The following is a 14,058-nucleotide window of genomic DNA, read 5'->3' on the forward strand; positions in this document are numbered from 1 at the left end:
TTAGAAATAAGAGATGAGATGCAACAAAACTCAAAAATATTAGAACGTGCTAAAGAAGATTTTGGATTGATGATTTATCTTGAACCATTTTTTACAAAAAATGCATTCGAGAAGAGTAAAAAGTTAGTGAAGTATGTTAGTCGATCGATAAACGGTGTTATCATTGAAACACAAAATATAGTTACGTTTGGATTAGAGTACATTTCTAAAAACTTGCTACCTTATATTTATGGTAATGATCTACTCTCTGCGGCCGATTATTCTACTGTGCCGTACATCAATATTGATCCAAGTATTTTTAAAGAATATGGGTTTGATATATTAATTACTGATCCGTTATACGTCAATTCTCATTTTGAGAAATTTGCAGCTGTACGTGATGATACATTTGCGATCATAATAAATTCATACAGAAATCACAAAAAACAATTAATTAAGCAAGCTAGTAAAGTAGGTATATTTGATGGATTTTACGTGGAAGGATCGTCTAAAAAAGTTGCTCATATAAGAAAAATGCTTAATGGGTTCATAATAGCAAAAGAAGGGCCTGGTGGAGATGTTAATGTTATTACTGTATCGTTAAATGACGACATTCACACGATAATTAGGAAAATCGAAAATCGATTGTGTAAGCAAAAGGTTAAGCAATAATTATATATACATCTACATTTGTAGATATACTGGGTGTGAATGTTGGGTAAAGTGAAAGTTGCTATTGCAGGTGTAGGAAATTGCGCATCGGCGCTTGTTCAGGGAGTGTACTATTATAGGAAAGCTGATGAAAATAGTTTTGTGCCTGGATTACTTCATGTAAAATTTGGACCCTATCATGTAAGTGATATAGAATTTGTTGCAGCATTCGATGTAGATGAGAGAAAAATAGGAAAGGATCTTTCAGAAGCTATATTTACTCCTCCTAACAATACACGACACTTTAGTGAGGTGCCAAAGCTCGGAGTAGAGGTGATGAGAGCACCAGTACTAGATGGTATTGGTAAATATCTTAAAGATGTGATAAAAATAAATCCTCATTCAAAGTATGTAGATGTAGCAGATGTATTAAAAAGTGTAGGAGCTGATGTGCTGATTAATTATGTTCCTGTTGGATCAGAAAATGCAGCTAGGTGGTATGCTCAACAGAGTCTTGATGCAAGTGTTGCGTTTGCTAATGCTATGCCAGTCTTTATTGCATCAGATCCAAAATGGCAAAGAAAATTCAGAAAAAAAGGTTTACCAGTTGCTGGTGATGACGTACAAAGTCAAATAGGATCTACTGTGCTTCATAAAACTCTAGTTAGGTTATTAGTAAACAGAGGTGTTAAGATATTACGAACATATCAATTAAACTTTGGTGGTGACACGGATTTCCTTAACATGCTTGAGAGGGAACGTCTTAAATCGAAAGAGATCAGCAAAACCTCGGCAGTAACATCAATGGTCCCCTACAGTTTTGATGTAAAGATTGGACCATCCGATTACGTCCCATTTCTAAAAAATAAAAAAATTGCACATATAATGATCGAAGGAGTATACTTTGGAGATACGCCTGTCACCATTGATGTAAAGCTTGACGTCTGGGATGCACCAAACTCTGCAGGAGTTATGATAGATGTGGTACGAGCAATAAAAATAGCTAGAGATCGGGGAATCGGTGGACCGTTAATCTCAATCTCCTCATACGCATTTAAACATCCACCAGTTCATGCACCTGCTGATCAAGCAGTAAAATGGGTAGAGGATTTCATTAAGGGAAAAAGAAAAAGATAACTTAAATAAACTTTTAAAACATAGTAAAAACATGGTTTGGAACGGTAAACTACTAATAGATGATCAAACATGTAGTTTCTTAAAAAATTCATGGATTGGATTAGGATTTATAATAAATGCCACAGTACAAAAATCTAATTATGAACAAATTAATGAACTTAAAAACGTTGAGAACAATATTAAATCCAAACTCACTATAGAGAATATAATTAAACATCCAATAATTAGAACTTACCGCGATTTTTATTGGAGAATCAGAATAGACCCAACAAAACAAAGGCCGAGCAGCGAAGCATTAATTAGGAGAGTACTTCAAAATAAGAGCATACCAACAATAAATAATGTAGTTGATGCAGGAAACATCGCATCATTGCTAACATTCATACCAATAGGACTTTACGATGCTGACAATATTGAAGGAACAATAACACTTCGTCTATCAAAAAGCAATGAATACTTTGTGCCAATTGGTGGTGAAAAGGAGGTTGTGAAAGAAGGACAACCTATATTAGCCGATAACAAGCGAATAATACATTTATATCCACATAGAGATTCGAGCGAAACAATGATAACACATAAAACAAAAAACATACTAGTGTTGTCACTAGGAGTACCAAGCATCAGCAAAGATTTAATAAATGAAGCACTTGAAGAAACATTAAAATTAATAACTAAGTACTCAGGAGGACAAACAGCCGAAACCCGAATAATCAAAATTTGTTAAACATGATACAAAAAATTCATTATTCATCTCAAATAATATATGTTGTGGAAAGTGTTAAAAAAAGCGTTTAAAGAGTAGCGAGTATCCTTTTTGTGTGGGAATTTTAATTATTTTATTCATTTTTGGTTTTGCACCTAAGAAAAACTAGAAATTTAGTGCCTCTTATTCTAAGGTGCGTGTGATTTTATATGTGAGCTGCTCCTCGACTAAAGTCGGGAGTTTCCAGCGTTTAGGATAAGGTTTTATGCTCGTTCCCTCATTTGTTGGTTTGAGGTGCTCGCAGTTCCACTATCTCATAGAGCTCATTACCCTATGGACCCATGTTTACTGGAAAAAATTTAATGAATTAACATTATGCTTAAACTTTTGCACATTCCAAAGTTAAATCTCTAGGCTTTCTGAGTACTCATCTTTATAAAAAGTTAAGAGATGCAACTTATAGTCCAGTAATTTTATAGATGCGTTTTTTGTTTATGATTTTTTCTTTTCTGATTAATTCTCTTAGTGCGAATCTCACTGCTTCGCTTCTGGATGTGAAGATGCCCTGTTTTACTAGTTCATCTAGTTCTTTTATGTATCGTTCTGGTATTTTTAGTGTAAGCGTCATCATGTATTATCACCGTATTACTTTATACACACTATAGTATTAAAATGATTTTGGCTAGCAGAAGGATAATTGATTGTTTTGTTAATTTATTAAATGTAGCGGTGAGGATACATGGAACGTTTTAAGATACCTTTTGTAAAAACTGGTATTTCATTATTGGATACTGTACTTTATAAAGGTTTTCCTCTAAATAGTTTTATTACAATTTCTGGTGAGGGAGGTATAGGTAAAACTTTTATGCTTCAACAGCTGGCGATAAATTTTTTGAGACGAGGATTTTCAGTAATATATTTAGTAAGTGATGACACGCCACGTTCAGTTATTCAGAATATGAGTATTACGGGATGGAATATTAATAAGTACATTAAAGCTAAGAGAGTCATTTTTATTGATTGTATAACTTTAAAGATAAGGAAGCCCATAGAGGAAGAAACGTCACACATAGTTTATGTTGAGAATCCTAAAAATCTACCATTGGTTACAAGCACGCTTTTCAGTGTTGTTGAGAATCTTTCGTCACCAAAAGCTATAGTTCTCATAGATTCTTTAACAGAATTAATGTCGTCAGCGGAACCATTAATGATACTCGATGCTGTAAAATCGATTAGAGAAAATATTGCTAAAGCAAAGAAAATACCTCTTTTTGCCTCAGTACACTTTGGGATAAAAGGTTTTGATGAGATAGAGCAGATAATAGATTATCTAGTGGATGGGATCATAGATTTGCGTTACGATCCATATCTAATGCAACAAGGAATTTTAGTGAGACAGATAAGAGTGAGAAAAATAAAAGGCGCACCACATAAAAATCAATGGATACACTATAAAATAGAAAGATCTGGAATTAGTGCATTATCTAAAGATGAGTTAACGAAGTTAATGAAGGATTTAAATATGATTGTATAATAAAGTTATATAATCACAAAATAATAATTTTTCGGACGTGTGTGTAATATCTTTTTATACTCTTTTTATGCTAACTGAGATGTGAGAGAGATGCCCGAATATGTGCACTTAAACATGGACTGTTTTCAAACGCAAGATATTAAAAAACTTCAAAATATAGTAGTCGAGCTTATAAACCAAACTATGAACAAATTAAGTGTTACAAGAATAGGAAAAGATTTTCTAATGTGCTATTATGGCTTGTCATCTAAAGAAGCATATATGATTGTTAAATTATTAGAAGGATATAAAGTTCCAGAGTTAAAAGTTGTGAGAATTCTCATGAAGATTCTATACGAGGATATGTTGAATTCCATGTTGCAGCATTATTCTGAGACTACGTTAATTATATATTCTAATGAGTATAAAATAGACATGAATTACCATGTCACTGGAAACTGTACCAATTATAGTAAATACAAGAATAGGAACGTTCGAGATAACATTAGAGAGATCAAAACATCCCGTTCTTGTAGAAAGAATTGAGAGACTTGTAGCATTAAAAACACTTAAAGTAGAGGTCATTTTTTCAAATTTAGGAACTTATGCAGTACTTCAAGTAAGTATTTCCTCGCCTCCAGCACGTGAGGAAAAGACCTTTAAACCAGGCGATGTGGTTTATGATCCAATTCACAGAGCATTAATGATATTTTTAGAGAACAGCAAAGGCAAATTCATAGAATTAGGAAAAGTGACAGCTAACATGGAAATAATAGAAAAAATTCCATCACCATCTTTTGTAACACTAGAAATAAAGGGTGGTCCTCCTAAAACCACTGAGGTGCCATCACATTAAATTTGTATGAAACTAGGCTTTTCAGTAAGTGTCATTATAGGTATAGGAGTCCAACCGGTCATTATCTTATCTGAAAATCTCACATACTCTCCAGAATCATCAACCTTCACAAGCAAATATTTTCCCATGTCACTCTCGGAAATAAAGTAGTAGAAAATAGGTATTCCATTAAACCCATAATAATCGTGAAATATTGCTAACATTCCGTAAACGTGCTTTTCATCATGCTTAAAATGTATTAAATACATAGGTTGTCCCATAACTATGATTGCTGCTGCAACTCTAGCTATATCAGCCGGACCTTCAGTTCTCAATGATATAACCTTCTCAATCTCACCCTTCATTTTCTTACACCACTAACATTTTCTTTATACTCTCATATATAAATACCATATCATTCTCGCCTAATCCTGGATGAATAGGAAGTGATAAGACATGCTGAGAAGCGTATTCAGCCACAGGATACATTCCCTTTCTAAAACCCATTTTATAAAACAGCGGTGTTAAATGAACTGGTGTTTCATAATATACTGCAGCATTAATGCCTAACTTATTTAAGCCATTCCGAAGAGCATCCCTATCATTATTAACACCAATAGTATAAAGATACCATGAGTGCCTAATTCCTGTAGGTTCATAAGGTAATTTCAAACTCTTGAACTCACTAAGTAAATCGTTAAGTATCATGGCATTTCTTCTTCTAGCCTCAAGAAAACGTGGAAGCTTAGAAAGCTGAACGAGACCTATTGCAGCCTCAATTTCAGGCATTCTATAATTGTATCCAAGCACGTGCGGATCATAACCTTTAACCTGACCATGCGTTCTTAACATTTTTAAACGCTCCCAATACTCTTTATTATCAGTAGTTATCATGCCACCTTCACCAGTGGTCATGTTCTTTGTTGCATAAAAACTAAAGCACCCCATATCCCCAATAGAGCCAGCTATGCGACCTTTATAAGATGCACCGTGTGCTTGCGCCGCATCCTCTATCACAACAATATTATGCTCTCTAGCAATCTCTATTAAGGCGTCCATTTCAGCAGGCAATCCATAAAGATGAACAGGTATTATAGCCTTAGTCTTCGGAGATATCAACCTCCTAACTTTCTCAGGATCAATATTATATGTTTCAGGATCAATGTCAACAAAAACAGGCCTAGCACCAACCAAAAGCACCACAGTAGCAGTAGCAACAAAAGTGAACGGTGGTACTATAACTTCATCACCAGGACCAACTCCAGCGGCCAACAAGGCTAGATGTAAAGCTGCAGTACCACTATTCACGGCAACACCATATCTAGAACCAACAAAACTAGCAAACTTTGATTCAAACTCACGAACTTTAGGACCACCATCAACAGAGGCGCTCGTGAGTACACCAGAATTAATCACATCATAAATTGCCTCTATTTCCTCCTTCCCAATCAACGGTTTATTAATTGGTATCATAACAATATTAATAGGTAACCAAGATAAATACTTTCTAATAATTTACATAAAAGATTTGGTGAGAAAGTCTTAAAAGATCTATTCTGGAATTGATTGTCTTGAAGTAGGTATTAGAACTTTCTTGAGGTTAGTTGATTATGCTAGGGGCACTTTATTATTGAGTTTTATAAATATAATTGGTTTGAATGAAGTTTCATGTATAGTATGTGAGAGAGTATTTATTTGAATGCGATTTATTATGATACTTGGTGTTAAGTGTTGGATCCTCTTTATGGATATAGAGGTCACGTAAGAAGGATTTTAGAGAGTGTAAATGCTAGTATAGGTGATGTGATTATAATTAAATCAAGAGGCCTGACTTATACTGGAATATTAATGCCACGTTATGAAACTGCAGATTCTGATCACATAACGATAAAGTTGGAGAATGGATATAATATAGGAGTGTTTGTTGATGAGAGTACTATAGTTGAAGTAAAGAAACGTGGTAAGCAAAGTCAGATGCCTATTCAAGCCCCTCAGTTTAAGGGTCTTCCCTTCATGACTTTAATAGGTGCTGGAGGAACTATAATGAGCCGAATAGATTATGAGACCGGTGGTGTGAAGCCATCTTTTACTGTAGCTGATCTTGTAGAGATTGTTCCGGGAATTAATGAGAGGTATGATGTAAGGCTGATAGAGCTTTTAAAAATTTTTAGTGAGGATATGAAGCCAGAATATTGGTCGAGAATGGCTGAAGTAGTAGCTAATGAGATAATAAGTGGGAGTGAGGGTGTAATAATAGCGCATGGTACAGACACTATGGGCTATTCTGCGGCGGCGTTAAGTTTTGCTCTGAGAAATCTTCCTGTACCGGTTGTTTTTGTTGGTGCTCAGAGGAGTTCGGATAGACCTTCTAGTGACGCTGCTGTTAATTTAAGGTCTGCTGTGACTTATGCTACGAGAGGTCCTTATTCTGGTGTGGTTGTTGTGATGCATGGTGGTCTTAATGACGATGTTTGTCATGTACATAGAGGTACTAAGGTTAGGAAGTTACATACAAGTAGGAGAGATGCGTTTCGGACTGTGAATTCCAACATTGTTGCTGAGATTCATGGTGAAGTCATTAAAATTGTTGATAGTAGATATTTATTACCCCGTGATAAATCTCGACGTGTTGAGCTATATTCTAAGTTTGAATCTAGAGTGGCTTTGATAAAAACGTATCCTGGGATTAGTGCTGAGTTAGTTGATTATCTGTTAGATAGGAATTATAGAGGTATTGTTATTGAAGGAACAGGGTTAGGGCATGTTCCTATGGAGTTTGTGAAATCGATTCAGCGTGCTAGTGAGTTGGGCGTTGTTGTGGTTATAGCATCTCAGTGCATTTGGGGAAGGGTGAACATGAATGTTTATTCTAGAGGAAGAGAACTGCTTGCGGCTGGCGCGATAGGAGCCGAAGATATGTTACCTGAGACAGCTTTGATTAAATTGATGTGGGTTTTGGGTCAGGGTTATGATTATAAAGATGCTAAAAAGGTTATGTTACAGAATATAGCAGGTGAGATAGAGGAAAGATCACTTGAGAACTGGAGGTGCGTACAGTGATTGATTATAATTCGATTGGCTTGAAAGTTGGGCTTGAGGTCCATCAACAGCTTGATACAAGACATAAACTTTTTTGTTCTTGTCCTACTGAACTAAGTGAAAGAGAGAGTACTAGATTTCATAGATATCTTAGGGCTGTTAGAAGTGAATTGGGTGAAGTAGATCCCGCAGCGTTATTTGAGATGAAAAGAGGGCGAAGTTATATATATTTATGTGATAACAATAATACGTGTCTTGTAGAGATGGATGAGGAACCCCCTCATTCGATTAACGAGGAAGCATTACAGATTGCGTTAACTTTTGCTTTAATGGTTAACAGTATACCAGTTGATGAGGTTCATGTGATGAGGAAGGAAGTTATTGATGGTTCTAATACTTCTGGTTTTCAGAGAACCGCTGTAATAGCATTAGGAGGTTTTGTAAGGGATGGAAATGAGATTATTTCAATACAAACAATCTCTTTAGAGGAGGATGCTGCACGAAAAACTGATGAGAAGAGCTCATTGGTGTATTACAGGTTAGACAGGATGGGTATTCCACTTATAGAGGTTTCTACAGGTCCTGATATCCATTCACCTGAACAAGCTGAACGTGTGGCCCTTAAAATTGGGAGACTATTAAGGTCTACAGGTAAAGTGAAGAGAGGCTTAGGGACGATACGTCAAGATCTCAACATTTCGATTAGAAATGGTGCAAAGACTGAGATAAAGGGTATTCAGGAGTTAGAGCTTATAGGTAAGGTAGTTGAGTATGAGGTCTTAAGGCAGTTAAATCTTCTTAAGCTAAAGGATGAGCTTAATAAAAGGGTTAGAAAAGATTCACTGGCTTTTGAGCCCGTTGATGTGACTAAAGTTTTTGAAAGTACAAACAGTAAAGTTTTGCGAAAATATATTGATAACAATGAAAAAATCTATGCACTGAAGCTTAAGAATTTCTCTGGTTTTCTTGGATTTGAATTGCAGACTAATAGGAGGTTTGGTACAGAGCTTTCTGATTATGCAAAGTTTTGGGGAGGTGTTACTGGTATTATACACACTGATGAACTACCTAGTTATGGTATAACTCTAGATGAAGTGAAGAGGCTTAGGGAATTTATGAAAGCTGAAGAGGGTGACGCAATAATTATAACTGGAGGACCAGAGGAGAATTGTATTGAAGGCTTGAAAGCTGTGTATCAGCGTATATTGCAAGCTTTTGTAATGATACCAGAGGAAACTAGGGTTGCTAGACCTGATGGAACAACTAGTTATGCAAGACCAAGACCAGGATCTGCTAGAATGTATCCTGAAACCGATGTTCCACCAATTGTTATTACAAAAGAATTATTAGATGTTTTGCAAATTTCACTACCTAAAACTTTAGAAGAGAAGGTGAAAGAATTAATGGAGTTGCATAAACTTAACAAAGAGTTAGCGATAAGTATTGCTGATTCAGATTATTATGAGCTTTATATGGAGGCAGTCAAACTGGGAGTACCTTCAACAATAGCTGCGTCCATGCTGACCCAAACATTAAAAAGTCTGAAACGCGAGGGTGTGCCTATTGAAAATCTTACAGAGAGGGTTTTAAGAGAAGTGTTCAAAAAGTTATCAAAAGGAGAATTAGTAAAAGAGGCTTTGCCTGATATATTAGCATGGCTTGCCAGAAATCCGTCCTCTTCGATTGAAGATTCACTTAAAGTTCTTAATTTAACACCGTTGACTGAGGTGGATGTAGGGCGTCTCATAGATTCTCTTATTGAAAAGTATAGGGGTACAGTAAAAATTGAGTTTTTGAGTAATGTGGTGATGAAAGAGTTGATGAAGCAGATAAGAGGACGTTTTGATGGGGGTATAGCTAAAAAAATTATTGATGAAAAAATTAGGAGAATGAGAGAGAACAATTTTTAATATGATTTTTTGAGTGTTAGTTTTATATTTCTTATCTGTGTATTTTGTAATGCAATGGGTATTAAGCGTGCGCATGTAAGAGTGTATGGCATTGTTCAAGGAGTGTTTTTTAGATCCACTACAAGAAGTGTTGCAAGGAGGCTTGGATTAAAAGGTTATGTTAAGAACTTACCTGATGGCAGTGTTGAAGCGATTTTTGAAGGCGATGAAGAGGCGGTTGAAGAAGCTATTGAATGGTGTAGACGTGGACCTCCCGCTGCTGTTGTTGAGAGAGTTGATGTAAAGTATGAAGAGCCTAAGGATGATTATGATGACTTCTACATTGAATATTAGTGAGCTACTTTGAGCTGGTCTCAATTAGAAGAAAGAATAGCTCAATATTTTTCGTCATTAGGATACAGCGTAACAAGAAATTTGAGAATTAAAGGTAAGAGCGGAGCTTTACATGAAATAGATGTGTATGCTGAGAAAGAGGGTCCCGAAGGTAAAATACGTGTAATCGTTGAGGCAAAGGACTATTCTGAACCTGTGACTAAAGAATGGGTTATGAAGTTAGCAGAAGTTAAAGAGGATGTTGGTGCAGATAAGGCCATTCTTGTAGCTTCATCACGTTTCACACCTTCAGCAATAGCCATAGCACAAAGTAAAGGAGTAGATCTTTGGGATAATGAGATACTAGTTGAAAAATTGAAAAGAATGAAAATCGATGAAAAGGAAGTAAATGTTAAGGCCTTGTCCGTATCCTTAACAAAAAATGAAGCATTAAGGATAGTATTCAAAAACCTGAGACGGATACTATTTTTCAAATCAGAACGTATCAAAAATTTCTCATTAGTTTTTCATCCAACATATTTATTTGAAGTTCGTGTAGTAGAATTCATCAGTCATTTTATAAGTAAACCCACGAAAAGATACATAAAGCGTTATTTAATGGTAGACTCGGTAAACGGAAACGTTTTAGGTTTTTATAAAGTGAGTGGAGAATCTTACGTTAACGTTAATGATCCACTGATGAGAATATTAGCTGTTTTATCTTTAAAAGGTGAAATTTTGCTGAATGAGGCAGAGAAAATGATCAGCAAAGAATTGATAAGGGATATGATTAATCAGCATGTTTTCTCTCATGATACAAAAAAGAATACTTTACGTTTAAATCAAAGAAAATCTCACATTCTAGTAGATCCTAATATCATTGAGAGAAAGTTAGTTACTTTGCGCGAAAAAGAACTGCTTATTGAAAAATCAGTAATGAGCATTAACGATTTATTTGATAAACTTTCTGGAAATTTCACATTTGATGTTTTATCGACAACAACAATATTTTATCCATTTTATAAGGCGATTGTAGTTGATAAGGATGGAGGAGAACGTTATATATATATTGATGGAGTTACTAAGCGCGCATGGTCGGAACCTTAAATATATTTGTATTCTTGACACCAGCATATCGAAATAGCACAATAAGCTTGTAATGAGACTAAAAACACTATATTAGTCTTTTGAGTTTTCCCATTTTTGTTTCTAATTCTTTTAGTATTTCTCTTGTGATTAGTTCGCTTTCTCCTTTTAGATGCGCTCCTGCTGCGTTCTTGTGTCCTCCACCTATGCCGCTGAATTTCCTAGCGATTTTTATCATTATTTCGCTTAGATCGATCTCTATGTTTGACTTTGATCTGGCAGATATTCTGGAAACTACATTATCATCTGTGTTAAGAACAAATACTACGTCAGCTCCCAGATCAATCAATGATTTAGCGACTGAAGCTTCAAAGGCTCCAATCCACGTTATTGCTATAATTTTTTTATCTACAGAATATACTCTAATTCTGCTAGCTGCTTTTAGCCTGGCTATTTTTTCGGAATAATCCATTTCAAGCTTAATTAGATCTTGAGCTAGGTTATAGTCTGCGCCTGCTTGTATTAAATCTATAACAGTTTTGAACGTTAATGTGCGGGCGAACGTGAAGCGTCTGGTTTCATATATTATTGCAGTAAGTAAAAGTTGGGCAATTTTTTGTGAGGGTATAAGGAGAAATTCTCTGAAAAGGTCATAAACTAGTTCAGTGCTTGATGGGGAGTTTTCATCAGCATACACGATAGTTATTTTATCTGATGGTAATATTTTATGATGGTCTATTATGATTATAGGTTTTTTACTTTCCAATATTTTTTTACCTAGTTCGCCTAGTTGTTCAGGTGTTGATGTATCAACTAATATGTAGCAGTCATGGTTAGGTTCTACAGATGTTATCGCATCGAGAAAGTTCAATGATTCTAGTACACGTGATGAGGATTCGCTTATGCCTTCAGGAAATGTTATATCTATTATTATTGTACTACTTTTTATTTTAGTTATCAATTCTTTTAAGCCCAATGCGCTGGCTACAGCATCAGGATCAGCGTTAGCATGGCCTGTAATGAGTATTCTATGCGCATCAGTGTTAATGATCCAGTTGATTAATGCAGTCTTATTATTTATTAGCAATCTTCATTCACCATTCTATCGATATCTATGAAGACTTTTTCTACTACATCGTCAACGATCTTCTGAACATTTATATTAAAAACTTTAGGCGTGATGACCTCTATATCTACTTCAAAGGATTCAAGTTCTGGATTATAGGAGATAATTATGAAAAAATCTGGAGTATGTCCTTTTCCGAGTTTTGCTACTAAGAGTTCTCTAGCATGTGCCTCAGCTTTTATGCAGATTTTTTCGGCTTTTTCAGGGTTTATCCTCATTTCTATTTCCTAACTTCCGCTACTAGTTGCTGTTCCTCCACTTTTTATTAGTCCATATTTAATGAGTAATGCATTGAGATCGGCGACAGCTTGTTCCCATTGTTTTCTCATGCTGGTTTCTTGTTTTCCTAGTGTCATTTCTTGTAATTCTAATGTTTCTTTATGTTCTTTTAACTCGCTGATTAATTCGTCGCGTGATGATTTTACTAAAATATTTCCTATCGATTTGTAAACAACAGCATCGGAGCTCATTTTTTCTAGCTCGGCTAGTGCACTTTCGACGTCAATTAGTTCAGCTTTTACTTGTTGTCTTCGTGCTACAACTAGCTTTAATTGATCTTCTAGCTGTTTCACGCGGTTTGTTTGGTTCTGGATCTCGGGGGGTAATGTTGCTGACACTATTATTCAACCTCCTTAACCACACTAATTATTTTATGAATCACACTTATTAACCTTCCATATGAATTTATAACAGCCCTCATCTTTGGTAATTGAGAACTTTGCACAGATATAAAGACTTGCCTTCCCTCTAACTTAATAGATGAGCTCACGTCTTTAGAAATTTTTGTTCTAACTTCAGGGTTTAATACTGAATAAACTATCTTGGCATCGTTTTCATCTTTAAAATTTAACTCTAATGTTAATGTTATCATCTTTATTTTTTTACTATTTTTTACAACGTTAGTGGGTTGTTCTCTGTATCTATTGTTCATTTTTTTCATCTCTAATGATAAATGGTGGACTAAACACTCGTTCCTCTCCTTTTATAATACCTCTTATTCTTATTATTGGACCGAAATCTTTTAATGTTTTTACATGAATAAATCTTAATGTGATTAAATCTTTACCTATTATTAAACTCAATGCACCAAAACCTTGTGGGACTTCTCTGACTTGTCTTACCATTGTCATGTTTAACATATCTGATATTATGGATTCTAGTGGGTCTCCCTCTGAGATCATGACTACCCCTTTGGGTCTGAAACGTATCCTGTTTTGTAATTCTCTCCAAAGAGTGATACTTTTTATTAATATGAAACCTAATAATTTTGTATTGGTTGCATCGTATATACGTAATCTGCTTGGATTTCCATGTAACCCATCTACAAATATTACCCTTTTTATATTACTTTCTCTGGATAATATGAGGAATTCTTCTATTGAGGCTTTTCCTCTGTTTATCCTAGTTGCGTTAAGTGAGAAAGCTAATTCCTTTGCAAATGTTTTTATACGTGCGGAGGCTCGTCTTGACGTAGTTATTGCTGTGTTTGTTGAGTTTCTTTTGTACTCATTGTCATTTTTGTTACTGACATTTTTCCTATTGGTGTGATTGTTACGTAAGCTCCGCCAGCGAATAGATTTCCGCATTTATGACACACCCATAACCCAGATTTTATACGTTTTATCTGTCCTAAGGTACCGCATTTCGGGCAAATTTTTGGTTTTCTGTATTCTGTTATTACTTCTATCCAACGTTTTCTTAAAGAAGTACCATATCTCGATCCAAAACTCCCTGCAGGACCTGTAACTTTTAATTTTCCCATCTTTC

Annotated in this window: 18 protein-coding genes; 9 read left to right on the forward strand and 9 right to left on the reverse strand. The window is 35.2% G+C overall.

Annotated elements, in window-relative coordinates:
• The first annotated feature begins 18 nt into the window (after nucleotides 1-18).
• Genes QW128_06040 through QW128_06050 form a run of 3 tightly spaced genes read left to right on the forward strand, consistent with a single transcriptional unit; the run spans nucleotide 19 to nucleotide 2,491 of the window.
• Complete coding sequence (locus QW128_06040) at nucleotides 19-651, forward strand: hypothetical protein (protein MEM3833136.1); 633 nt, start codon at nucleotides 19-21, stop codon at nucleotides 649-651.
• A gap of 39 nt (nucleotides 652-690) precedes the next feature.
• Entirely contained in the window at nucleotides 691-1,767 is a 1,077-nt protein-coding gene (locus tag QW128_06045) for an inositol-3-phosphate synthase (GenBank protein MEM3833137.1), read from the forward strand.
• Nucleotides 1,768-1,798: 31 nt separating this feature from the next.
• Nucleotides 1,799-2,491 carry a phenylalanine--tRNA ligase beta subunit-related protein gene (locus tag QW128_06050; protein MEM3833138.1) on the forward strand — a complete coding sequence of 231 codons (693 nt, stop codon included), beginning with the start codon at nucleotides 1,799-1,801 and terminating at the stop codon, nucleotides 2,489-2,491.
• A gap of 436 nt (nucleotides 2,492-2,927) precedes the next feature.
• Here the strand turns inward: QW128_06050 and QW128_06055 are convergent, their stop codons facing one another.
• Nucleotides 2,928-3,101 (reverse strand): ribbon-helix-helix domain-containing protein, encoded by a 174-nt coding sequence (locus QW128_06055; protein ID MEM3833139.1) that lies wholly within the window; start codon nucleotides 3,099-3,101, stop codon nucleotides 2,928-2,930.
• Between the two features lie 108 nt (nucleotides 3,102-3,209).
• Between QW128_06055 and QW128_06060 the strand changes: the two genes are divergently transcribed.
• Nucleotides 3,210-4,004 (forward strand): RAD55 family ATPase, encoded by a 795-nt coding sequence (locus QW128_06060; GenBank protein ID MEM3833140.1) that lies wholly within the window; start codon nucleotides 3,210-3,212, stop codon nucleotides 4,002-4,004.
• 424 nt (nucleotides 4,005-4,428) lie between these two features.
• Nucleotides 4,429-4,839 (forward strand): hypothetical protein, encoded by a 411-nt coding sequence (locus QW128_06065; GenBank protein MEM3833141.1) that lies wholly within the window; start codon nucleotides 4,429-4,431, stop codon nucleotides 4,837-4,839.
• Here QW128_06065 and QW128_06070 read toward each other — a convergent pair.
• Nucleotides 4,836-5,183: a cren protein gene (locus tag QW128_06070; GenBank protein MEM3833142.1), complete on the reverse strand. Its 348-nt coding sequence runs from the start codon at nucleotides 5,181-5,183 to the stop codon at nucleotides 4,836-4,838. The genes QW128_06065 and QW128_06070 overlap by 4 nt on opposite strands.
• Nucleotides 5,184-5,187: 4 nt before the next feature.
• Entirely contained in the window at nucleotides 5,188-6,291 is a 1,104-nt protein-coding gene (locus QW128_06075) for a DegT/DnrJ/EryC1/StrS family aminotransferase (protein MEM3833143.1), read from the reverse strand.
• A 258-nt stretch (nucleotides 6,292-6,549) separates the two neighbouring features.
• Between QW128_06075 and gatD the strand changes: the two genes are divergently transcribed.
• From gatD to QW128_06095, 4 genes are read left to right on the forward strand one after another with little or no spacing between them, the layout of a single operon-like run.
• Nucleotides 6,550-7,878 carry a Glu-tRNA(Gln) amidotransferase subunit GatD gene (gene gatD, locus QW128_06080; GenBank protein ID MEM3833144.1) on the forward strand — a complete coding sequence of 443 codons (1,329 nt, stop codon included), beginning with the start codon at nucleotides 6,550-6,552 and terminating at the stop codon, nucleotides 7,876-7,878.
• The gene (gatE, locus tag QW128_06085) at nucleotides 7,875-9,767 is read left to right on the forward strand and encodes a Glu-tRNA(Gln) amidotransferase subunit GatE (GenBank protein MEM3833145.1); all 1,893 of its coding nucleotides are present in this window, start codon (nucleotides 7,875-7,877) and stop codon (nucleotides 9,765-9,767) included. The genes gatD and gatE overlap by 4 nt, the downstream gene beginning before the upstream one ends.
• 54 nt (nucleotides 9,768-9,821) lie before the next feature.
• A complete protein-coding gene (locus QW128_06090) occupies nucleotides 9,822-10,100 on the forward strand; it encodes an acylphosphatase (GenBank protein ID MEM3833146.1) in 279 nt (92 codons plus the stop codon).
• Between the two features lie 9 nt (nucleotides 10,101-10,109).
• Nucleotides 10,110-11,186: a restriction endonuclease gene (locus QW128_06095; GenBank protein MEM3833147.1), complete on the forward strand. Its 1,077-nt coding sequence runs from the start codon at nucleotides 10,110-10,112 to the stop codon at nucleotides 11,184-11,186.
• A gap of 67 nt (nucleotides 11,187-11,253) precedes the next feature.
• Here QW128_06095 and QW128_06100 read toward each other — a convergent pair whose 3' ends face one another.
• The 6 genes from QW128_06100 to QW128_06125 are packed head-to-tail and all read right to left on the reverse strand — an operon-like array spanning nucleotide 11,254 to nucleotide 14,053.
• A complete protein-coding gene (locus QW128_06100) occupies nucleotides 11,254-12,252 on the reverse strand; it encodes a DHH family phosphoesterase (GenBank protein ID MEM3833148.1) in 999 nt (332 codons plus the stop codon).
• Nucleotides 12,246-12,509 (reverse strand): hypothetical protein, encoded by a 264-nt coding sequence (locus tag QW128_06105; GenBank protein MEM3833149.1) that lies wholly within the window; start codon nucleotides 12,507-12,509, stop codon nucleotides 12,246-12,248. The genes QW128_06100 and QW128_06105 overlap by 7 nt, the downstream gene beginning before the upstream one ends.
• Nucleotides 12,510-12,518: 9 nt before the next feature.
• Entirely contained in the window at nucleotides 12,519-12,908 is a 390-nt protein-coding gene (locus QW128_06110; protein ID MEM3833150.1) for a prefoldin subunit beta, read from the reverse strand.
• 2 nt (nucleotides 12,909-12,910) lie between these two features.
• On the reverse strand, nucleotides 12,911-13,222 hold the full coding sequence (locus QW128_06115; GenBank protein MEM3833151.1) for a KEOPS complex subunit Pcc1: 312 nt from the start codon (nucleotides 13,220-13,222) through the stop codon (nucleotides 12,911-12,913).
• The gene (locus tag QW128_06120; GenBank protein ID MEM3833152.1) at nucleotides 13,212-13,877 is read right to left on the reverse strand and encodes a hypothetical protein; all 666 of its coding nucleotides are present in this window, start codon (nucleotides 13,875-13,877) and stop codon (nucleotides 13,212-13,214) included. Before QW128_06120 ends, QW128_06115 begins: the two co-directional genes overlap by 11 nt.
• A complete protein-coding gene (locus tag QW128_06125; protein ID MEM3833153.1) occupies nucleotides 13,766-14,053 on the reverse strand; it encodes a 50S ribosomal protein L37ae in 288 nt (95 codons plus the stop codon). Before QW128_06125 ends, QW128_06120 begins: the two co-directional genes overlap by 112 nt.
• Nucleotides 14,054-14,058 lie beyond the last annotated feature (5 nt).

It is taken from the genome of Thermoprotei archaeon, assembly GCA_038881895.1.
Classification (GTDB): domain Archaea; phylum Thermoproteota; class Thermoprotei; order Gearchaeales; family WAQG01; genus JAVZOV01.

Bases quoted from the DNA above. Each gene is read 5' to 3' on its own strand.
- QW128_06045 (MEM3833137.1), top strand. From the start codon at position 691: ATGTTGGGTAAAGTGAAAGTTGCTATTGCAGGTGTAGGAAATTGCGCA.
- QW128_06075 (MEM3833143.1), bottom strand. From the start codon at position 6,291: ATGATACCAATTAATAAACCGTTGATTGGGAAGGAGGAAATAGAGGCA.
- QW128_06050 (MEM3833138.1), top strand. From the start codon at position 1,799: ATGGTTTGGAACGGTAAACTACTAATAGATGATCAAACATGTAGTTTC.
- QW128_06055 (MEM3833139.1), bottom strand. From the start codon at position 3,101: ATGATGACGCTTACACTAAAAATACCAGAACGATACATAAAAGAACTA.
- QW128_06115 (MEM3833151.1), bottom strand. From the start codon at position 13,222: ATGAACAATAGATACAGAGAACAACCCACTAACGTTGTAAAAAATAGT.
- QW128_06040 (MEM3833136.1), top strand. From the start codon at position 19: ATGCAACAAAACTCAAAAATATTAGAACGTGCTAAAGAAGATTTTGGA.
- QW128_06090 (MEM3833146.1), top strand. From the start codon at position 9,822: ATGGGTATTAAGCGTGCGCATGTAAGAGTGTATGGCATTGTTCAAGGA.
- QW128_06060 (MEM3833140.1), top strand. From the start codon at position 3,210: ATGGAACGTTTTAAGATACCTTTTGTAAAAACTGGTATTTCATTATTG.
- QW128_06120 (MEM3833152.1), bottom strand. From the start codon at position 13,877: ATGCGGAAATCTATTCGCTGGCGGAGCTTACGTAACAATCACACCAAT.
- QW128_06105 (MEM3833149.1), bottom strand. From the start codon at position 12,509: ATGAGGATAAACCCTGAAAAAGCCGAAAAAATCTGCATAAAAGCTGAG.
- QW128_06070 (MEM3833142.1), bottom strand. From the start codon at position 5,183: ATGAAGGGTGAGATTGAGAAGGTTATATCATTGAGAACTGAAGGTCCG.
- QW128_06125 (MEM3833153.1), bottom strand. From the start codon at position 14,053: ATGGGAAAATTAAAAGTTACAGGTCCTGCAGGGAGTTTTGGATCGAGA.
- QW128_06065 (MEM3833141.1), top strand. From the start codon at position 4,429: ATGTCACTGGAAACTGTACCAATTATAGTAAATACAAGAATAGGAACG.